The sequence below is a fragment of the Vibrio sp. ABH4_348 genome (assembly GCF_056159765.1).
Genome location: NZ_JBSWVW010000001.1, coordinates 475342 through 496152 on the forward strand (window position 1 = coordinate 475342; position 20811 = coordinate 496152).

Sequence of the window (20811 nt, forward strand, 5' to 3'; positions counted from 1 at the left end):
AATTAGGAGTGCCTTGTGCACTCCTTTATAACAATTATTAGGTTATAACCATGAGCAACAAATTCATCATTACGTGGGACAATATGCAAACTTACTGCCGTCAATTGGCAGAGTTGCAAATGCCAGCAGACCAATGGAAGGGTATCATTGCTGTGAGCCGTGGCGGTTTAGTACCAGCTGCTATTTTGGCTAGAGAATTGGGTATTCGCTATGTCGATACCGTGTGCATTTCTAGTTATGACCACGATCATCAGCGTGACATGTCTGTGTTAAAGGCACCTGATCACGATGGAGAAGGATTTCTTGTGGTAGACGATTTGTCGGACAGCGGCGATACCGCGAAGAAAATTCGTGAAATGTATCCGAAAGCAAAACTGATCACAGTATGTGCCAAGCCAGCCGGCAAAGATCTCGTTGACCAATATGTAGTGGATATTCCACAAGATACATGGATTGAACAACCTTGGGACATGACAGTTCAGTACGCTGAACCCATTAATCGCAAGATTAAATAACCAAGAGTTAGATAATGTATAAATGGCCCTTTCAAGGGCCATTTTTTCTATTACTATTAAAACGTTGACCTAATTCGAATTGAAACAATGACCGAGCAAGCTAGCAAAAATCTGTCTGAAACCCTGTTTGAGAACAAAAAACAAACCAAAGAAACGTCGTCGCTAACGCCTTATATGCCAAGCAGCCAAGAATGGTTGGATCAAAAAATGATTCACGGACGTTCCGCGTGGTATCGAAACCTCAGAAAAATTCAATGGCTTTGGCAAGGTATTGACCCGATTGAATTGGAAATGGTATTGGCCAAGATTGCCAGCTCAGAAAATTCAAGAACTCACGATAAATGGTTAGATACAGTCACGGGGTATCGTTCAGGAAACTGGACGTTCGAATGGTCTGCACTAGGGATGGAGCATCAAAAAAACAGTGTGAATCTTGAAGGTGAAGCGAGAGCTGATGAACTGTTTAACGCTTCACTTTGTTACAGTATTGCAGGCTATCCTCACCTCAATTCCGATAATTTGGCGTCGCAAGCTCAGCTTCTGGCACACAAAGCTTATGAAGAGGCTGCGACTCATACCTCCCACAAAATTATCGAAGTAAAAATTCCCTATAAAAATAAGCATATAAAAGCGCTGCTTCACTTACCTCATACAGAGCGACCTTTGCCAACCGTCATTGTGAGTGCTGGGTTAGATAGCCTACAAACGGATATGTGGCGTTTGTATCGTGACCACTTTGCGCCACGTGAAATCGCGATGATTACCGTTGACATGCCATCGGTGGGGTACAGCAAACGTTGGTCTATGACCGAAGAAACGTCTCTTATTCACCAAGCTGTGTTGAACCATTTGCCAACATTGGCGTTTGTGAACCACCAAAGAGTTGGCGTAATGGGTTTTCGATTTGGTGGTAATGCATTAGCGCGTTTGTCATTTTTGGAACAATCAAAAGTGAGGGCCTGTGTTTCTATTGGAGCACCTATTCACGATGTGCTTTCAAGTCCTCAAAAAGTCAAACAAATGTCGAAAATGTATTTAGATGTTTTGTCAAATCGAATTGGTAAGAGTCCGGTAGATATCAATAGTCTGTCGGCTCAATTGGGTGTTTGGTCATTGAAAAAACAAGGGTTTTTCTCAGGAAGAAAAACAGCCGTTCCCATACTGGCACTGAGTATGGATGGCGATTTTGTGTCTCCAGAATCGGATAATCGATCTTTGGCCTTTTTCAGCCAAGGTGGCAAAGTAAAGCAAATTAGTTCCAAGTCGATTACACAGGGATATGAGCAATCCCTCGATTTAGCAATAAAATGGTTTGAAGAACAACTATTAGCATGACAAAACTCCAAAACTAGTTAACAGTTATATAAGCAGTCTCTTATTAAGGGGCTGATAAATAAAAATATAATTTGTTAACGAGAACTGGAGATTCAATATGTCAGAAATGACGAGAACCCCAACTCATCACCGTTTGCTGTCTGCGCTAAAAGCTATCGGTCCTTACTTGAGAGAACCTCAAAGTCAAGAGGGCTTCTATTTGTTCGATTGTTTGTCGGTTTGTATTGACGACAAAAAGTCCCCCGAAAAACGTGAGTTTTGGGGCTGGTGGATGGAGCTAAGAGCTACGGATGATGGTTTTCAAGCCAGATATCATGTCGGCCGATATGATGTCGCGGGTGATTGGCAACCACAGGCATTGCCTAAAAAGAGTGTTGAAGAAGTGAACCGCACTCAGGCTGCCTTTCATGAAAAGCTTGTATCGACTTTACAGGAAAAGTTCGAGCTAAGTGTCGAACTTCACAAAGAATCTCAGGAATTCGTCTAAGAATAACTGAATAACCACAATTCAGTTCTGAACTCTTGAATTACAAAAGGTGCTTTTATGCACCTTTTCTTCTTGTTTATTCGCTTTTGGGTTGATAAAACAGATAGCCTGAATAGTAAGAAGACCAATTCATATGAATCAAAAAACGCAGACGTCCTCTCGTCTCGATACCATAGTAGTGAAATTGGGAACCAGTGTATTGACTGGTGGCTCCACTGCTTTGGATCGCGCGCACATGGTTGAACTTGTGCGTCAATGTGCCGAACTACACAAAAAAGGCCACCCCATAGTTATGGTTTCTTCAGGAGCCATTGCTGCGGGAAGAGAACATCTGCAATACCCCGAACTTCCCAACGCCATGTCCAGTAAGCAACTGCTTGCCGCGGTTGGGCAGAGTCAATTGATTCAAACTTGGGAATCACTGTTTGCTATTTACGGTATCAAGATTGGTCAAATGCTATTGACCCGAGCTGATTTGGAAAACCGCGAACGCTTTTTAAATGCACGAGACACCATTCATGCACTGATTAGCCACGGCATTGTGCCAATCGTGAATGAAAATGATGCGGTGGCGACCAACGAAATAAAGGTCGGTGATAACGACAATCTATCCGCGCTAGTGGGTATTTTATGTGGCGCGGACAAGTTATTGCTCCTTACGGACCAAAAAGGTCTGTTTACCGCTGATCCAAGAAGTAATCCAGATGCGGAATTGATCAAAGAAGTTAAAACGATAGACGATACCTTAAGAGAGATCGCCGGTGGCAGTGGCACCACATTAGGTACAGGCGGAATGGCGACCAAATTGCAAGCAGCCGATATTGCACGCCGGGCAGGTATCGAAGTGATCATAGCTGCAGGCAGTGCACCTAATGTGATCACAGACTGTGTGAGCGACACCCCGCATGGAACTCGCTTCGTAGCCTCAGAAGAGTCTCTTGAAAACCGCAAACGTTGGATTCTTGCCGGGCCTTCTTCAAGCGGTAACATTGTTATCGATGAAGGCGCATGCAAAGCTGTGATAGAACGAGGCAGTAGTCTGCTATCAAAAGGTGTGACCTCTGTAGATGGTGTCTTTGCCCGAGGTGAAGTGGTGAATGTGATCTCCCAATCAGGGGCTTTAATAGCAAAAGGTATTTCAAGTTACTCAAGCCTAGATTTGGATAAAATTCGCGGTAAGCACAGTAAAGATTTTATCGACATTCTGGGGTACGACTACGGCTCAGAAACCATTCACAGGGATGATTTGGTTGTCATACAAGAATAAATAATCGAATTAGTGAGAAATGAAATGATGGATTTAAAGGTTATGGGACAAGCTGCGAAAGACGCAGCATTTCAATTGGCCACCTCCAGCACTGCACAAAAGAATCGCGCTTTAGCTATTATTGCCGATGAGCTTGAAGCGAACGAGGCCAATATTCTGGCCGCCAACGCCAAAGATATAGAAGCGGGTAGAGCTAATGGTTTAACGGAAGCACTGCTAGATAGGCTTCTACTCACGTCCGAGCGACTTGCCGGGATTGCTTCAGACGTGCGTCAGGTGATTCAATTGGATGATCCGGTGGGTAAAGAGCTGGATCATAAAGTACTCGAGAATGGCATGTCACTCTGTAAGCGCCGCGTGCCGCTGGGTGTGGTTGGGGTGATTTACGAAGCGAGGCCGAACGTTACGATTGATATTGCCGCACTTTGCTTGAAAACAGGTAACGCGAGCATTCTTCGCGGTGGCAAGGAAACCTTCCATTCCAATATGGAGTTGGTTTCGGTTATTCAATCGGCATTGACTAAAGCCAACTTGCCATTGGCGTCGGTGCAATATATCGAAAAACCAGACCGTGAATTGGTCTCGCAATTACTCAAATTGGATGATTACGTCGATATGATCATCCCTCGCGGTGGCGCGGGCTTGCATAAAATGTGTAAAGAAAATTCGAGTATTCCGGTCATTATTGGCGGCTTTGGGATTAGCCACGTTTATGTCGATGAATCGGCCGATCTGCAACGCTCTGTCGATGTCGTAGTGAACTCTAAAGTTCAGCGACCTTCTGCTTGTAACGCACTCGATACGCTTCTTGTTAGTGAAAAAGTGGCGAGCGAGTTTATCCCTATGTTAAAAGCCAAGATGGATGAACGAGTGTGTTACGTGATAGACGGCAATGCCGCTCACTTATTTAGTGACTCTGACAATACTAAGGGTTTTGAATCAGGGGATTACGATACCGAATGGTTGAGCTACACAATGGGTGTCAAGCTAGTGTCTGGCGTGGATGAAGCGATAGACCATATGCGAGAGCACAACGCCAGCCACTCTGACGCCATTATGACCAATGACTTAACCAGCGCCGAGCGCTTCATCAATGCAGCGGGTTCTGCGGCGGTTTATGTAAATGCTTCGACTCGTTTTACCGATGGTGCGCAATTTGGACTAGGAGCAGAAGTGGCCGTGTCAACGCAAAAGCTTCATGCACGAGGTCCAATGGGACTGGAAGAGTTGACCAGTTACAAATGGGTTGGAAAAGCGGATTATCTGCCGCGTCCATAGCCAAACTAGTGCACAGTAATGTGTTCATCTCCAGAGTTTAAAGGGTCGAATCGACCCTTTTCGTTTTTTTGATTAGGGATTTCCGATACACTTGAGCCAATTGTTTAGGAGGGTTTATGCACTGTCCATTTTGCTCAGAAAACGATACAAAAGTTATAGATTCTCGATTGGTCGCCGATGGTCATCAAGTTCGCCGTCGCAGACAATGTTTGGCATGTCATGAACGCTTCACCACGTTTGAAAGCGCTGAATTGGTGATGCCAAAAGTGATTAAGTCTAATGGCAATCGAGAACCTTTTGATGAAGACAAAATGGTTGGTGGCATTCAACGAGCGTTGGAAAAACGCCCGGTTAGTGCTGATGCAATTGAACTAGGTATTTCGGTAATTAAATCTAAACTGAGAGCCACAGGTGAACGCGAAGTTCCGAGTGAGATGATCGGTAATTTGGTTATGGATCAACTAAAAGAACTAGATAAAGTCGCCTATATCCGTTTTGCTTCCGTATATAGAAGTTTTGAAGATATACGAGAGTTCGGCGAAGAAATTGCCAAACTCGAAGACTAGCTGCCAATAACGGACAAATTCTTTCTATGAGCACCATTTTTTCTCAGTTTGATCATCTGATGATGTCGCAAGCATTAAAGCTGGCGAAACGAGGTATATACACCACAGCACCAAACCCAAGGGTTGGCTGTGTAATCACTCAAGGCAACGATATTATTGGCCAAGGGTTTCACTTTCGCGCCGGTGAGCCACACGCTGAAGTTCATGCTTTGCGAGAAGCAGGCACCAAGGCAAAAGGTGCGACAGCTTACGTCACACTCGAGCCTTGTTCTCATTACGGCCGAACACCGCCTTGCGCCAAAGCGCTCACCGAAGCAGGTGTCTCTCGCGTAGTTTGCGCGATGACCGATCCTAACCCGCAAGTTGCTGGAAATGGTTTTCGAATGCTTCGCGATGCTGGCATTCAAGTGGATGTCGGTTTGCTTGAATCAGAAGCCTTGGCTTTGAATCCAGGTTTCATTAGCGCTATGAAGCACAAGCGTCCATTTGTTCAACTGAAATTGGCGGCGAGCCTCGATGGACAAACCGCGTTGAGTAACGGTGAAAGCAAATGGATTACCGGCAGTGAAGCGCGTCGCGACGTGCAGCGGTTTCGAGCCATGTCGGGTGCTATATTGTCGACTAGCCAAACCGTTATCACAGACGATGCTTCATTGAACGTACGTTGGGATGAATTGCCTAACTCTGTTCAACAGATTTACTCGCAAGAAGCGTTAAGACAACCAACGCGAGTTATTTTGGACAGACAAAGTAAACTTAGCTCCGAACTCAAGTTATTCGCAACTGACGGTGAAACCATTGTTATTTCTGGTCAGGGCGAACAAGATCATTTACTTGATGGCGACAAAATTGCTCTATCTCACTTGCTCACTCACCTCACATCAGAGCACGGAATCAATCATCTTTGGGTTGAGGCCGGTGCGACACTTGCGACGTCAATGATTCAAGAAAAATTGGTGGATGAGCTGATTCTGTATGTTGCGCCTAAACTTATGGGGCAGGGAAGAAGCTTGATAGAATCATTGGGGTTAGACGCCATGGATCAGGTTATCGACCTTGAGTTTTTGGATGTTCGTATGATTGGTAAAGACATTCGTATTATTGCCAAACCCGTTTGGCAATAATGATTTAAATTGGTTACACAAGGTTCAAGATGTTTACAGGTATCGTAGAAACAACAGGCACACTTATGTCAATTACCCCAGTTGGTGACGACATTACGGTTCATGTGAATGTTGGTAACTTAGACATGTCAGATGTCAAACTAGGCGACAGTATTGCGACTAATGGCGTGTGCCTGACTGTGGTTGATTATGACCAGCAAAGTTTTAAAGCCGATTTGTCCGTTGAAACGCTTAATAAAACCGGTTTTGCGTACTACCAGGTTGGACAGCAAGTAAACCTAGAAAAAGCGATGTTACCGACAACTCGATTTGGTGGTCATATCGTGTCTGGTCACGTTGACGCGGTTGCTGAAATTTTGGAAAAACATCCAGTTGGTAGAGCCTTTGAATACTGGGTATCGATGTCTCCAGAGATTAGTCGGTACATTGCGGAAAAAGGCTCGGTGACTATCGATGGAATCAGCCTGACAGTAAACGCTTTGCGAGATGATGCGTTCAAACTCACTATCGTTCCTCATACCACACAAGAGACGACAATTTCTGAGTTTGCTGTTGGTCGCAGAGTGAATTTAGAAGTCGACGTATTGGCAAGATATATGGAGCGGTTGATGACGGCTTCAACAGAACAACAAGAACATCCGAGCAGCTCTATCACTATGGATATGCTGCAAAAAAACGGATTTGCATAACCCTTTAATTCCCTATTTAGGAAGCACAAGATGGCATTTAGTACTCCTCAAGAAATTATCGAAGATATCCGCTTAGGCAAAATGGTTATCCTAATGGATGACGAAGATCGAGAGAACGAAGGCGATCTGATTATGGCTGCCGAGCACGTGACCCCTGAAGCCATCAACTTTATGGCTAAATATGGGCGTGGATTGATTTGTCTAACCATGACCAAAGAGCGCTGTGAAAAACTCGGTCTACCACCTATGGTGCAAGACAACAATGCGCAGTACACCACGAACTTTACGGTTTCGATTGAGGCGGCTGAGGGCGTAACAACGGGCATTTCGGCGGCGGACCGTGCGCTGACTGTACAAGCTGCTGTGGCGAAAGATGCCAAAGCGGCGGACTTAGTACAACCGGGTCACATTTTCCCGTTGGCAGCACAAGATGGTGGCGTGCTGACTCGCGCTGGTCACACCGAAGCGGGTTGTGATTTGGCAAGATTGGCAGGCTGTGAGCCCGCAGGTGTTATTGTGGAAATTCTCAATGATGACGGAACCATGGCTCGCCGCGCGGATCTTGAAGTGTTTGCCCAAGAGCACGGGTTAAAGCTGGGTACCATTGCTGATCTGATTGAATATCGCAACAATACAGAAACTACCATTGAGCGCGTTGCTCAGTGCCATTTGCCGACTGAATTTGGTGATTTCGAATTGGTCACTTACCGCGATGTGATCGACAATCAAATCCATTATGCACTACAAAAAGGTGATGTATCTGCAGAGCCAGCGCCACTTGTTCGTGTGCATTTGCAAGATACTTTTACTGATTTACTTCGTAGTGATCGCAGCTCAGAGCGCAGTTGGTCGCTGGACAAAGCAATGTCGAGAATAGGTAAAGAAGGCGGTGTGCTTGTGATATTGGGTAACGAAGAGTCGACCGACTTACTTGTACATCGCGTCAAGATGTTTGAAGCGCAAGACAAAGGCGAAGCACCAACACTGGCGAAGAAACAGGGCACCTCAAGACGAGTTGGGGTAGGCTCTCAAATCCTTGCCGATTTGGGTATCTCCGACATGCGTTTATTGTCATCGACGACCAAAAAGTATCATGCACTTGGTGGCTTTGGTCTCAACGTTGTTGAGTACGTGGTCGATTAATTTTTCCAGTAAGCCACATCAAAGAGACAAAGGGAGCTTCGGCTCCTTTTGTGTTTTACGGAGAGGTGAAATACCACGGATATCCGGTGATTCTAGAGCTAAATATCAGTAGGAAATGGCTTTCAAACTGTGCTAGAATCCGGCGATTCTCACTAGGTGAACAGAGTTAAGGATAGTGTATGCAAGTTATCGAGGGTGGTTTCCCAGCACCAAATGCAAAAGTAGCGATTGTTATTTCTCGCTTCAACAGCTTTATCAACGAAAGCCTATTGTCAGGTGCAATCGATACTCTAAAACGTCATGGACAAATCACTGAAGACAACATCACCGTTGTTCGTTGTCCTGGTGCAGTTGAGCTACCACTTGTTGCTCAGCGCGTTGCAAAAACTGAGAAGTTTGATGCGATCATTGCACTTGGTTCAGTAATTCGTGGCGGTACACCACATTTTGACTATGTTTGTAGTGAGTGTAATAAAGGTTTGGCGCAGGTGGCATTGGAGTTCAGTCTTCCAGTGTCGTTTGGTGTGCTGACCGTTGATACTATTGATCAAGCAATTGAGCGCGCAGGAACCAAGGCTGGTAATAAAGGTGAGGAAGCTGCACTGAGCGCGCTAGAAATGATCAACGTTCTGACTGAAATCGATTCCTAATGGGGGCCCGCGTGAAACCAGCCGCACGTCGCAACGCACGTCGTTTTGCTTTACAAGCAATCTACTCTTGGCAAATTACCAAAGAAAATGTTGCCACGATTGAAAACCAATTCTTGTCTAACGGCAAGTACGATGAAGAAGAGCACCACGCTTCAGAACCGGCGTTGTCTGCTCCTGAAACTGACGTAGATTACTTTAAAGATCTGCTGGCCGGTGTTGTTATCGCGCATACTGAACTTGATGGAAGAATTCGTCCATACACGTCACGCCCTATGCAAGACCTGGATATGATGGAATTGGCTTTATTGCGTTTGGCGATGTATGAAATGACCAAACGCGATGATGTCCCATACAAAGTCGTGATCAATGAAGCGATAGAGCTTGCGAAAGTATTCGCTGCTGAAGATAGCCATAAGTTTATTAATGGCGTATTGGACAAAGCTGCCCCGCACGTTCGTAAAAAGTAATGTGATAAGCATAAATTGCAAAAACCAGCCTCGGCTGGTTTTTTACATTCAAGTCGTACAGTTTTACTTATGAATTTACGACTTCTTTTAGTTTGTCTTCAACTTGTTTGAATATATTTTTAAGGTTAATAGTATTATCACCATTTTTATCTTTTGTCGTAATTTTGGCTTTTACTATAGATTTAGAACCATTTTTATATGGAAAAACTTTAACCGAAATTTCCACATCAGCTTCTTCAACATTAAATCTGTTAGATTCTAGCATTCTAGTGAAGTTTGCACGTATAGAGTCAACTCCATATTCGGAGTTCAATTCAACCTCTTTGAGATGAACTGTAGATGTCAGATATTTGTAGATATCGAAATCAGGGACAGGAAATGGGAGTATTAACCCTTCTTGGTAGGTGTGTTGCTCTAAGGGTACAAATTTAAACTGATCATCTTTCTTTAGAAGTTGCACTTTATAAAAATTACCAGAACCAGCAGTCCCGTTGTCATCCCGCTTTTCGATCTTATAAATATCACCTTTTCGAGTGATCTTAATTCTTTCGTAGTGACCTGTTTCTATAAAATCATCATAAGTTATGAAATGAAAGTTATCAGATTGGTAGTGTTTCGGTGCAATATACGATATCGGATTGCTATCTTCTAGGATTACGGTGTTATCTTCGCTAGGAGTTAATTCTAGTTTTAATGAGCTTAGATCTTGTTGAATACCTGAGGAACAGCCTGAGAATAATACAATTAATGGTATCAATATAAGTTTTTGTTTTATTCTCATACCTAATCAGCCCACGTAGATGTTGTACTAAAAGAACTATTGCATGACGATTTCGTGGTTGAAAGCTCAAAATACTTGTTTATTTGTTTTTTCGACATCTGTCTAAAGTATAGCTGACTTGAAGTGACTGAATTCACAATAAAACTACTGATTAGTTTGTATAGATCTTGGTTAGTAATGATTATCATTATCGTAGATTTTGGTGTATGGTTAATTAGTTTTAACAACCAAATTGGAGCATGCAATGAGCCACACCGAGATCAACGAATTCCTTATTCCTAAGCCAGATTGGGTAGCTCCTGAACTTTCCCTTTATGAAGGTGATGACCAAATCAAACTTAGTTTAGAAGGCGCAATTCAATATTCAGGTTTGAAGAGTATTGGAGGTGTCGTGCTCGGATTTCGATTATTACAACACGCCGTTGCTCTGACTTCGGGTGAGTTACCCGTTCAGAGAAATGGGATCAGTGTTTACACTGCGTTCCCAGGTAATGGTGTCAAAGACGCCTTTGAGTACACCTGCCGAGCGATTCGCGATCATCGCTATTGCTGTGATAATACACTTCATCATCCCGCCGCACAGTCAGGTGTCCGTGGTCAATTTTTGTTTGTGATTCGCTTAAATGAACAAACGGTAACGCTGTCTCCAGCCACTCATTTACCTGAAAACAGCTACTTTGAAGCAGACCGGAATTCTAACCGTGATATGCAGTCGGCATTGGCATGGCGTGATGCAAAAATTAATTTTGCCAACACCTTGTTGAAGTCGACTCCTGAAGAGTGTTTACGCGTTCTTTAATCGCGTCATAGATACTTTTTAATTGCTCTACCATCTATGGTAAGGTTCGCTCAAAGACCTTGAGCTAACCTTGCTATGCCCGGTGAATTTGACTTAATTAACCAATATTTTTCCAATACTTCCGTCGATAGAGATGATGTCATTCTCGCGGGAGGAGACGACTGCGCGATTGTTGATGGCGGCGCTATTCACGACATTGCGATCAGTACCGATAGCTTGGTTTGCGGTACCCATTTTCTCGAAGATGCCAAGCCAGAGTGGGTGGCGCATAAAGCGTTAGTCTCTAATTTGAGTGACTTAGCAGCAATGGGGGCTTCGCCAGCTTGGGTGTCTTTGGCATTAACACTGCCTGATTTTGATTCTCATTGGTTAGAACGGTTCTCACAAGCATTCCATCAAGTTGCCAAGCAATACAATCTACAGCTCATTGGTGGCGATACTACTAAGGGGCCGTTAGCGATAACTCTGACCATTCAAGGTCTTCTTCCCAAAGGCAGTGCATTAAAGCGCACTGGTGCAAAACCGGGAGACAAGATCTTCGTTTCCGGATGTTTGGGCGATAGCAAAGCTGGCTTGGATATTGTACTTGATAGCAGCAAACGAGTGCTTGAATTTGCCCCCGTGCTGCTAGAGCGTCATTTTGTCAGAGTGCCGCAAATAGATCTGGGACAGCAATTACTCAGCTTTGCCAGCTCGGCCATTGATATCTCAGATGGTTTGATATCCGATTTGGCGCACATTACTAAATTTTCCCAATGTGGCGCTCGTCTGAGTTTAGAAGCCTTGCCGACCAGTAATGAACTTAAGCAGTTTTTGGCGAATGACGAGCGTGAACAACAGTACGCTTTGACCAGCGGTGAAGAATATCAGCTCTGTTTTACCGTGCCAGAAAACCAAGTCTCTGATATGCTGACCACTATTGAAAATGTGCCGGTCAAGGTTACCGAAATTGGTGAAATTATTGATGGCACAGATCTTCAATTATTCAGGAATGGTCAAGAAGTAGACTTGGCTTTACAAGGTTTTGACCACTTTCGAGTTGTATCATGATAGAACCCATTCAACGCATATCTCTTGCAAATATTTGGCACCTTTTAGCGACCGGTTTTGGTAGCGGACTTTCACCAATCATTCCCGGAACCATGGGTACTCTTGCGGCGGTTCCGTTTTATTTGTTGCTAGCTTCCTACTTATCCCCTGCCGGCTTCATTGCGGTTACATTTATTGCGGCATTAGTGGGGATAAAAATCTGTCAGCAAACTTCCGCAGACATGCAAGTACACGACCACGGTGCAATCGTTTGGGATGAGTTTGTCGGTTTTTGGATAACTATGAGCGTGATTCCATTGATGGGGTTAGCGGTACTTCAATGGCAATGGTTGGTGTTGGGCTTTGTATTGTTCCGCTTTTTTGACATGGTAAAGCCATGGCCAATTAGCTGGTTGGATAAGCAAGTCCATGGCGGCGTGGGAATTATGCTTGACGATATTGTGGCAGGAGTCATGGCTGCTCTCTGTCTTTATGGTCTCATTGTTTGGAGCAGCCAATCGGCGTTATAGCTTTTCTAGGTCCGATTCAATTTCAGCGATCTTTGAGGCAACGACTTTCTCTAGGTGTCTTAGGTCGCTCAAGATTTTCTTCTTCACGTCTTTTTCTTCGGATTTCACCGGCTTAGTAATTGAGTCCAGTTCATCAATTACCAACATCAAATTGCGATTTATCTCGGTCACATCACGGTATTGATGGCTGCCACTATCAACAATGACACTTTTTTTCTGTCTCGGGTATTTGTACTTAGCACTTTTGGCAAACAGCTCGCCCGATTGCTTGTAAAAGTAGATTTTTAGAACGTCTTTGTGCGCCTCTTGTCTTAGGCTATAACGCTCGATCTGAGTTGGATCTTGAACTCCAAGAGCTTGAAGGTTGGGGTACATAGGCTGCTCCAAATGTTATTACACATTTACACTCTAGCAGCCTAAGTTAAAGTAAAGGTTAAAAAAACATCACTGTTGTGCAGTGGATCATTGTTAATCGCGACAATCAACTTGGTTGTGATACTGAGGTTTAACGTTATTCAGGCACCAAGTCTTTAATCTTCTCAATCAATTGCTTGCGAAGCACTTCTTGCAGATCGAGTTCCAGTTTTTGGCCCTGTTGATCGGTAACAATAAACAAGTCTTCCGCTCTTTCGCCAATAGTCGTGATTTTCGCTGCGTGTAAGTTAACGCCCAGATCCGCAAATACGGCACCCACAGTGGCCAATAGACTCGGAGTATCTAGGGCGACTAACTCAACTAAAGTACGCTTTTTACTCTTTGTTGGTAAGAAGTCAATTTGCGTTCTCACCTTAAAGTGTTTTAGCTGTCTTGGTGCGCGCCTCGATTTGATCTTGGTTGGACGACCATCTTGTAACACGTGAGATAGATGTCGTTGTATCGCTTTATGGCGGTTCTCTTCCAGTGCTTGGCCGTTTTGATCCAAAACCATAAAGGTATCAAGTACAAACCCGTCTTTGCTGGTCATGATCTGCGCATCATGGACGTTGAGATTTCGCCTATCGAGCTCAGCGACCACGGTTGCAAACAGCGCATGTTGGTCTTTGCAATAGACAAACACTTCAGTGCCACCACGTGTGGCTTTTTTACTGATGAGTATCAGTGGCAAGTTGTGATCGTCATGACGTAGGATGTGGCTGCAATGCCAAGCGATTTGTTTGTGTGTGTGACGTAAAAAATAGTCGGCTTTGAATCGTTGCCAGAGCCGTTCAAATTCACTGGCGGTGAAACCTTCTTTTCGCAGTAAGGCAGAGGCGAGCTGTTGGTTGTGTCGAATTCGATCTCTCACATCAACTGGGTTTTCTAAACCGCGACGCAATGCCCGCTGTGTGGAGTAAAACAATTCAGCAAGCAAGGTGCGTTTCCAACTATTCCATAACTCTGGGTTAGTGGCGCAGATATCCGCCACGGTCAAACACACCAGATACTCGAGATATTCTTCATCTCTAACTTGCTTGGCAAACTCAGTAATAACATCGGGATCATAAATATCGCGGCGTTGCGCGGTAACCGACATCAACAAATGATGACGTACTAACCAAGAAACCAGCCGCGCTTCTGGTTTAGAGAGCCCGTGTTCCATACAAAATTCATAGGCATCTAGCGCACCTAGCTCAGAATGGTCGCCACCACGACCTTTGGCAATGTCGTGGAAAATTGCCGCCAGGATCAGTAATTCCTTTTTCTGGATACGAGGAAAAACTTCACAGCAGATAGGGTGCTTTTCTCTATTGCTCACATCAGCAAAACTGTGAATGTGCTTTAGTAGTCGAACACTGTGCTCATCCACGGTGTAGACATGAAATAAGTCAAACTGCATTTGACCTACGATCTGATTCCATTGGGGAAGATAAGAAGCCAATACTCCCAGTTTGTGCATTAATGGGAAAGCGGTGTGCAGTGAATTCGGGTGACGACACAATTCCATGAAACGCTCTCGAGCCCCGGGAATGGTGTGTAAAAATCGGTTAAAACGGCGTCGAGCAGTGCGAAGTTGGCGCAGGGTTGCGGGCGAGACACCCTCAATGGATGAATCGTTGGCAATATGGATAAACATATCCAAAATAGTTTCGGGCCTAGCTTGGAACAAGGCTGGTTTTCGCGCTTCGATTAAGTTGGCGCGCACTTGAAAATCGTTGTTTAACACAATCGCCTGACTATTCGATTCATTGTCGAGAATTGCGTGGTCAAACAGCTTGAGGAGCATTTTGTTGAGTTCTGCAACGCGGCGAAGCGTTCTGAAGAACTCCTTCATCATTTTTTCAACACCTTGATTGCCTTTTCCTTCAAACCCAAGGGTGTCGGCAACCGAGGCTTGATGGGCAAAGGTCAGTCGGTTGTCATAGCGTTTTAACTCGCTGTGTAGAGCAAAGCGCACGCGCCACAAGAAGTTTTGACATTCTACTAACTCTCGATATTCCGCATCAGTTAGAAAGCCATATTTACTCATTTCCAAAAGTGAGGTTGCACCAAAATGACGACGCGCTATCCAACTTAAGGTATGGATGTCTCTCAAACCGCCGGGTGTGGACTTGATATCAGGTTCAAGATTGTAAGTGGTGTCGTGATAGCGCGCGTGACGCTCTTTCTGTTCTTTCAGTTTTGCTTTGTAAAACTCGGCACTTGGCCAAAAGGATTCAGAATGAATAGCAAGTTGTAGTCGTTGAAATGTGTCCTGACAACCACACAATAATCGCGCTTCTTGCAAATTGGTCGCTACAGTCAAATCGTTTTGGCCAATTTCAATGCACTGCTCGACCGTTCTCACCGCGTGACCAACTTCTAGCTTTAAATCCCACAACCAGGTGATGAACTCACTGATTTTTGCACCGGTTTGCTCAGATAGCGGATTACGCGAAACCACCAGAATATCTATGTCAGACAGTGGATGAAGTTCGCTGCGACCGTAGCCGCCCACAGCGACTAAAGAGAGATAGGGACGTTTATCAAATTCGAAATGCTGCCAAATTTGCTTCAGCACGGAGTCCATAAAATTCGCGCGCCCGTACACCAAACTATCTATTGCCACATTATCGACAAACTGCTGCTTTTGGCTTTCACCAAAATCTTCCAAAGTTTGCTTGAGCGTTTCTAGATCTAGGTTTTCTGGCAAGCTTACGTTTGGGGTTTGAATCTCTGACATACTGCATTGTCCATTGCAAAAATCTGTTTCTACTTTAGCAAGCTAGTGGACAATGCGGTAGTTGAAAGCTCGTGACTTGAGCACTTTGATATCAGATTACTGATGCTCGCCTTGGTGTTTCGTTTTCCAAAGTAGCCAAAGTAAAATTGGCGCGCCAGCTAAGGCGACAAATATTCCAGCTGGCAGGTCTTTTGGAAGGAAAAGTGTGCGTCCAGCTAAATCGGCTAGAACCAACACCGTGGCTCCGATAATTGGGCATAGGATAAATTGCAGTGCGAGGTTGTGCTTTTCGATGATTCTGGCAATTTGCGGCACGATTAAGCCGACAAATCCAATCGCACCTGCAAATGCTATCGCAATCGAAGCCATTGCAACTGAGACAAGAATCAACGTCCAAGTGATCCACTTCAGCGGCAAGCCCAATGCGATAAGGAGTTCATCACTCATGGGTAAGACTTTAAGTGGGCGCAACAACAAAAACGGCAACGGCAGCAGCGCCATCCACCATGGCAAGATATAGCTGACATTGTCCCAGTTAGCGCCATACAAAGTTCCGGTGAGCCAGGTGTAGACGACGGCTGCGGTGGCCGTGTCATTCATCACTAAAAACATGGTTACTAGCGAACCACAAGCACTGGTAATACAGATACCAATCAACACAACTGACGAAATTGAACGGCTGGCATTACGAGTAAAATACAATAAAATGCTGGCCGCGATCAGGCCACCAGACAAAGCCCATAGAGGCAACCAAACAATGGAAATGGATGTTACCGAGATAAACAGCACCGCGGCAACTGACGCGCCACCCGTGACTCCAACGATATCTGGAGAGGCTAGCGGGTTTTTTAACAGAGTTTGCAGAACCAAACCGCTCACTGCTAAAAGCGATCCCACCATGATCGCCAATACAACTCTTGGCATTCTCAATACATGAATCGTGAAGTCAGAACCGGGATTGAATATAGCATTTATTGCATCAGTGGCCGGTAGCCAATAACTGCCAGCCATAAGGGAAACGACGACTGCTGCAAAAAAGCAGAGCAGAGCTACAAATACTTTAATCACAAGTTGAACCGCTTTTTACTGATGAGATAGGCCAATATTGGAACGCCGACCATAGAGGTCATGACACCGGTTGGAATCTCTTGGGGAGGAGCAATAAATCGAGATAGCGTATCGGCAACTAATAAAAGTGATGCTCCCACTAACGCCGAGGTGGGAAGAAGAATTCTGTGGTCAGTATTGACCCATTTACGAGCGATGTGAGGCACCGCCAAGCCGATAAAGGCAATTACACCAGCGATAGCGACAGCGCCACCTGCCATCGCGACAATGGTAATTGCCACAAAAACTCGGGTTCGGGTGATGGATTGTCCTAAGCCTTTGGCCAAATCGTCCGGCAATAAAAGTAAATTTAGGTTATTGGAATTGAGTAACGCGTAGGTAAAGCCGACAATAACGATAGGTGCGTAATACACGACGGCGATGGTATCGCGCCCTGCAACACTGCCGCCCAACCAGTATACGATCCCAGCAAGGTTTCTCTGATCAAAAATCAGTAAACCTTGGGTAAGTGAAATCAATAGTGCAGAGATAACAGTACCGGACAAAATTAATCTTATGGGAGAAATCACAGAGTTGGTTGCTGCTAGACCATAGACCGCTACGACCGCTAGCGCTGCTCCGGTAAAGCCTAACATCATAAGGGCAAATAAACTGTCGTAGTCCACAAAGGCCAGTCCGAGTGCAATAGCAAAAAGCGCCCCAGAATTTAATCCTAATGTTGTAGGCGAGGCGAGTGCGTTGCGAGTCAGAGTTTGCGAAAGCACACCCGCCGTGCCCAAAGCGGCGCCAACCACTAAAGCAACGATGGCTCGACTCAATCTATTGGTGCGAATAATGGTTTGCTCAACAGACTCAGCTTCAAAAGCAAAAAATGCTGACCAAACATCATTCCAGGTTACTGTTGTTTGTCCAAAACGCACGCTGGCAATAAATGCCAGCGTGGTGCTCGCAAACAAGGCAAATAATTTAACCGTGTTTGACTGCATGTTTTAAAGACCGTAATGCTCTTCAATTGACTCAAGCATCATACTTGCGCCTAGCGGACCACCTGAAAGGTTCCACGCCACTTCATCCACCTTGTAGGTAGCGTTGTTTTTAACTGAATCCAGTGTTTTCCAAAGCGGGTGGTTGCTCCAATCTTGGAATGTTTGTTCTACTGCTGCATCACCTTCGTACATGAAAATGAACGCAGAGTCGGCATTCATTGAAGGAATCGCTTCTTTACTTGTCAGTCTCACGCCCCATTTTTCTTCTTTGTGTGCTTCTGGACGATCAAAGCCTAGGTCTTTAAGTACTAGACCAGCAAAGCTTTGGTAGTAGATACGTGCGTGATCTGCTCGGAAGTTAAGTAGCGTCACTTGAAGTGGCCACTGGTCACCAAATTTGGCTTTTGCTTTTTGTTGGAAAGCGTCTGATTTAGCTTGCCAATCTGCTAACCATTTTTCTGCTTCTTGCTCTTTACCCGTAGCAGCCGCAACCAATTCTAGTGATTCTTTGTAGATGTAGACTGTTTCATGGGCAACTACAGGAGCAATCATCTTTAGTTGCGGGTAGATTTTTTCATGACGTGTTTTAGACGCAATGATCACATCTGGCTTAAGTCGAGCAATTTGCTCTAGGTTTGGCTGATTCTCAGTACCAAGAATTTGGATGTCAGTGAGATGAGGACGCAAGTAGTGATAGAAAGGCTTCTGAGTCCAAGATTCCACGGCCCCAACTGGCTTGATGCCAAGTGCTACAGCAGCGTCTGTTGCACCTTGATATAGGGTAACGACGCGCTTTGCCGGAGCATCAAGCGTTGTAGTACCCATAGCATGTTCAATGGTGATGTCGGCCTGAGCTGACCATGCAGCTAAGAAAGTCGCTGCAAATCCTATTAATTTTTTCATTGTGTCCTCAATTGGTGTTTTAGTTATTTAGTTTGAAGGCTATTGTTGAAATAGCTTTTATTGGTTAACCACAGCAGCAAACTGTGGTTGAGTCGCAGCCATCCCCTGCGACGGTGACTTAGGCACACACATTAGGCGGTCACTGTTGGGATCTCGCAAAATATTGGCATCTAAGTCGAAAACGTGTTTTAGGTTAGTGGAAGTGAAAATGCTGTCCGGTGTACCCTGAGCGTGCAGTTTTCCACTTTTCATCATGACGAGATGGTCAGCGTAACTAGCGGCAAGATTGAGTTCATGCAGTACAACAACAAGGGTTCGGTTTTGTTCACTGCAAAGCCGAGACAAAAGCTCAAGCAGGTCAACTTGTACTTTCAAGTCAAGAAAAGTCGTGGGCTCGTCGAGCAAAATTATCGGCGTGCTTTGCGCCAATACCATCGCAATCCAACAGCGTTGCCTTTGACCTCCTGATAAGGCAGACAATGGTCTATCTGCCAATTCGGTGGTATTTGTCCACTCTAGCGCCTCTTCGACGGCAATCTCGTCTTCATCTTTCCATCGCCTCAATAAACTCTGATAGGGATAGCGACCTTGTTTGACCAAGTCTCGAACGGTCAAGCCATCAGAAGCGACTGGACTTTGTGGCAGTAACGAAAGCTGTTGAGCGACTAATTTGGTTTGAGTGGTGTGAATACTCTGCCCGTTCAGCAATACCTGCCCTGACATTGGCGGTAAAACGCGAGCCATACACTTGAGTAGGGTGGATTTACCACATCCATTGGGACCAATGAGTGCGGTGAGCTTGCCTTCTGGAATGGAGAGGTCGATCTCGTTGACGATGGGCGATTGGTAGCCCGTCGTTAAATTGCGTATTTCAAAATCCATTTTTTGAAGTCAGTATCCAAAAACTGCCGGAATGATACCTGTTATTAAATGTAAATAGAAATGATAAATATTATCATGCGTTCGGTAAAAAAATGGCGTCTTATAACCAAGACGCCAGTCGCTGTGATAGACAGATTATACGTTGACCATCTGACGAGGGATGCTTTCGTCGCTACGGAGAGTCAGGACTTCACAGCCTTTTTCTGTGACTAATAGAGTATGCTCATACTGCGCTGATTTTTTGCCGTCGCCTGTGTACACCGTCCAATCATCTTCGGCGTCAACAGTGACCCCGAATTTACCTGCATTGATCATAGGTTCGATGGTGAAACACATACCCGGTTTCAACACGCGGCGGTCTTTATTTTTGTAGTGAACGATTTGTGGCTCTTCGTGAAACTCACTACCAATGCCATGACCGCAAAAGTCTTTTACGATTGAAAATTTGTTACGTGGGTTCTTCTTGTTGTTTTCTTTGATGTACTTTTCAATGGCTACACCAATATCCCCAACCGTTGCACCTGGCTTAACTTGACGCATACCTACGTAGAGTGATTCCTGTGTGACCATTAATAGACGTTTGTCTGCTGGCGAAACCTCGCCAACGGTAAACATCTTCGATGAATCGCCGTGATAGCCCGATGGACGAGTAGACAGGTCCGCACCCTCTTCATTAGGGACAATTACGGTAATATCAACGTTGATAATATCGCCGTTTTTCAATACCGCAGGTTTGGCTTGTCCATTGCTACCAACTTCATCTTCTGACGCAGGAATACCGTGACAAACAATGTGATTGATTGAAGTACAAATAGATTTTGGAAAACCGTGATAATCGAGAGGAGCTGAATAGGCTCCTTTTTCAGTCGCATAGTTGTGACAGATATCGTTAAGCTCATTTGTCGTCACACCTTCTTTAATATGAGGCTCAATCATTTCCAAAATTTCAGCTGCCAACTTACCGGCAATGCGCATACGTTCAATTTCGTCTGTGCTTTTAATCTTAATCGACATTACTCTACTCTCTGTCACTATCTTTCGCGGCTGCTTAGCCAATTGGCCGCATTTTAACAGGATGTCTAAATAAAGTGTACGTCGATGACCGCCGATTAGATTTCGGAAGAACTGAGTTAATTATGAAGTCTGGCTCGACGAATAGTTTTTACTAGCCAA

22 protein-coding genes are annotated in these 20811 nt (G+C 44.8%); 14 read left to right on the forward strand and 8 right to left on the reverse strand.

The window, feature by feature from the left end:
- Positions 1 to 50 precede the first annotated feature (50 nt).
- From gpt to nusB, 11 genes are all read left to right on the forward strand, one after another.
- The gene (gene gpt / locus ACXAFJ_RS02190; RefSeq protein ID WP_475321101.1) at positions 51 to 515 is read left to right on the forward strand and encodes a xanthine phosphoribosyltransferase; all 465 of its coding nucleotides are present in this window, start codon (positions 51 to 53) and stop codon (positions 513 to 515) included.
- Between the two features lie 87 nt (positions 516 to 602).
- Positions 603 to 1850 carry an esterase FrsA gene (frsA, locus tag ACXAFJ_RS02195; protein WP_475321103.1) on the forward strand — a complete coding sequence of 416 codons (1248 nt, stop codon included), beginning with the start codon at positions 603 to 605 and terminating at the stop codon, positions 1848 to 1850.
- A 97-nt stretch (positions 1851 to 1947) separates the two neighbouring features.
- On the forward strand, positions 1948 to 2337 hold the full coding sequence (gene crl, locus ACXAFJ_RS02200) for a sigma factor-binding protein Crl (RefSeq protein ID WP_475321104.1): 390 nt from the start codon (positions 1948 to 1950) through the stop codon (positions 2335 to 2337).
- A 133-nt stretch (positions 2338 to 2470) separates the two neighbouring features.
- Positions 2471 to 3604 carry a glutamate 5-kinase gene (proB, locus tag ACXAFJ_RS02205; protein WP_475321105.1) on the forward strand — a complete coding sequence of 378 codons (1134 nt, stop codon included), beginning with the start codon at positions 2471 to 2473 and terminating at the stop codon, positions 3602 to 3604.
- Positions 3605 to 3631: 27 nt separating this feature from the next.
- Positions 3632 to 4882, forward strand: a complete 1251-nt coding sequence (locus ACXAFJ_RS02210; protein WP_475324042.1) for a glutamate-5-semialdehyde dehydrogenase — start codon at positions 3632 to 3634, stop codon at positions 4880 to 4882.
- Between the two features lie 116 nt (positions 4883 to 4998).
- Positions 4999 to 5448: a transcriptional regulator NrdR gene (gene nrdR / locus ACXAFJ_RS02215; protein WP_475321106.1), complete on the forward strand. Its 450-nt coding sequence runs from the start codon at positions 4999 to 5001 to the stop codon at positions 5446 to 5448.
- 26 nt (positions 5449 to 5474) lie between these two features.
- A complete protein-coding gene (gene ribD, locus ACXAFJ_RS02220) occupies positions 5475 to 6572 on the forward strand; it encodes a bifunctional diaminohydroxyphosphoribosylaminopyrimidine deaminase/5-amino-6-(5-phosphoribosylamino)uracil reductase RibD (protein ID WP_475321108.1) in 1098 nt (365 codons plus the stop codon).
- 29 nt (positions 6573 to 6601) lie between these two features.
- Positions 6602 to 7261 carry a riboflavin synthase gene (locus ACXAFJ_RS02225; protein WP_475321109.1) on the forward strand — a complete coding sequence of 220 codons (660 nt, stop codon included), beginning with the start codon at positions 6602 to 6604 and terminating at the stop codon, positions 7259 to 7261.
- A gap of 30 nt (positions 7262 to 7291) precedes the next feature.
- Positions 7292 to 8404 (forward strand): bifunctional 3,4-dihydroxy-2-butanone-4-phosphate synthase/GTP cyclohydrolase II, encoded by a 1113-nt coding sequence (gene ribBA / locus ACXAFJ_RS02230; protein WP_475321111.1) that lies wholly within the window; start codon positions 7292 to 7294, stop codon positions 8402 to 8404.
- 179 nt (positions 8405 to 8583) lie between these two features.
- Positions 8584 to 9054: a 6,7-dimethyl-8-ribityllumazine synthase gene (gene ribH, locus ACXAFJ_RS02235; RefSeq protein ID WP_475321113.1), complete on the forward strand. Its 471-nt coding sequence runs from the start codon at positions 8584 to 8586 to the stop codon at positions 9052 to 9054.
- A complete protein-coding gene (gene nusB, locus ACXAFJ_RS02240; RefSeq protein ID WP_475321115.1) occupies positions 9054 to 9521 on the forward strand; it encodes a transcription antitermination factor NusB in 468 nt (155 codons plus the stop codon). Before ribH ends, nusB begins: the two co-directional genes overlap by 1 nt.
- 67 nt (positions 9522 to 9588) lie before the next feature.
- Here the strand turns inward: nusB and ACXAFJ_RS02245 are convergent, their stop codons facing one another.
- Positions 9589 to 10302, reverse strand: coding sequence for a hypothetical protein (locus ACXAFJ_RS02245; protein WP_475321117.1), 714 nt, complete (start codon positions 10300 to 10302; stop codon positions 9589 to 9591).
- 244 nt (positions 10303 to 10546) lie between these two features.
- On the opposite strand from ACXAFJ_RS02245, the gene ACXAFJ_RS02250 reads away from it, so the two are divergent.
- The 3 genes from ACXAFJ_RS02250 to pgpA all read left to right on the forward strand — a co-directional run bounded on the left by ACXAFJ_RS02250 (position 10547) and on the right by pgpA (position 12660).
- Positions 10547 to 11101: a hypothetical protein gene (locus tag ACXAFJ_RS02250; protein ID WP_475321118.1), complete on the forward strand. Its 555-nt coding sequence runs from the start codon at positions 10547 to 10549 to the stop codon at positions 11099 to 11101.
- Between the two features lie 75 nt (positions 11102 to 11176).
- Positions 11177 to 12151 (forward strand): thiamine-phosphate kinase, encoded by a 975-nt coding sequence (thiL, locus tag ACXAFJ_RS02255; RefSeq protein ID WP_475321120.1) that lies wholly within the window; start codon positions 11177 to 11179, stop codon positions 12149 to 12151.
- Positions 12148 to 12660 carry a phosphatidylglycerophosphatase A gene (gene pgpA, locus ACXAFJ_RS02260; RefSeq protein ID WP_475321122.1) on the forward strand — a complete coding sequence of 171 codons (513 nt, stop codon included), beginning with the start codon at positions 12148 to 12150 and terminating at the stop codon, positions 12658 to 12660. Before thiL ends, pgpA begins: the two co-directional genes overlap by 4 nt.
- Here pgpA and ACXAFJ_RS02265 read toward each other — a convergent pair.
- From ACXAFJ_RS02265 to map, 7 genes are all read right to left on the reverse strand, one after another.
- Positions 12655 to 13035 carry a DUF3461 family protein gene (locus ACXAFJ_RS02265; protein WP_475321123.1) on the reverse strand — a complete coding sequence of 127 codons (381 nt, stop codon included), beginning with the start codon at positions 13033 to 13035 and terminating at the stop codon, positions 12655 to 12657. The genes pgpA and ACXAFJ_RS02265 overlap by 6 nt on opposite strands.
- Positions 13036 to 13171: 136 nt before the next feature.
- Positions 13172 to 15799, reverse strand: coding sequence for a bifunctional uridylyltransferase/uridylyl-removing protein GlnD (glnD, locus tag ACXAFJ_RS02270; protein WP_475321125.1), 2628 nt, complete (start codon positions 15797 to 15799; stop codon positions 13172 to 13174).
- A gap of 96 nt (positions 15800 to 15895) precedes the next feature.
- Positions 15896 to 16867: a FecCD family ABC transporter permease gene (locus ACXAFJ_RS02275; protein ID WP_475321127.1), complete on the reverse strand. Its 972-nt coding sequence runs from the start codon at positions 16865 to 16867 to the stop codon at positions 15896 to 15898.
- The gene (locus tag ACXAFJ_RS02280) at positions 16864 to 17853 is read right to left on the reverse strand and encodes a FecCD family ABC transporter permease (RefSeq protein WP_475321129.1); all 990 of its coding nucleotides are present in this window, start codon (positions 17851 to 17853) and stop codon (positions 16864 to 16866) included. The genes ACXAFJ_RS02275 and ACXAFJ_RS02280 overlap by 4 nt, the downstream gene beginning before the upstream one ends.
- 3 nt (positions 17854 to 17856) lie before the next feature.
- A complete protein-coding gene (locus tag ACXAFJ_RS02285; RefSeq protein ID WP_475321130.1) occupies positions 17857 to 18756 on the reverse strand; it encodes an ABC transporter substrate-binding protein in 900 nt (299 codons plus the stop codon).
- 57 nt (positions 18757 to 18813) lie between these two features.
- Positions 18814 to 19638 carry an ABC transporter ATP-binding protein gene (locus ACXAFJ_RS02290; RefSeq protein ID WP_475321132.1) on the reverse strand — a complete coding sequence of 275 codons (825 nt, stop codon included), beginning with the start codon at positions 19636 to 19638 and terminating at the stop codon, positions 18814 to 18816.
- Between the two features lie 135 nt (positions 19639 to 19773).
- Positions 19774 to 20652, reverse strand: coding sequence for a type I methionyl aminopeptidase (gene map, locus ACXAFJ_RS02295; RefSeq protein WP_475321133.1), 879 nt, complete (start codon positions 20650 to 20652; stop codon positions 19774 to 19776).
- Positions 20653 to 20811 lie beyond the last annotated feature (159 nt).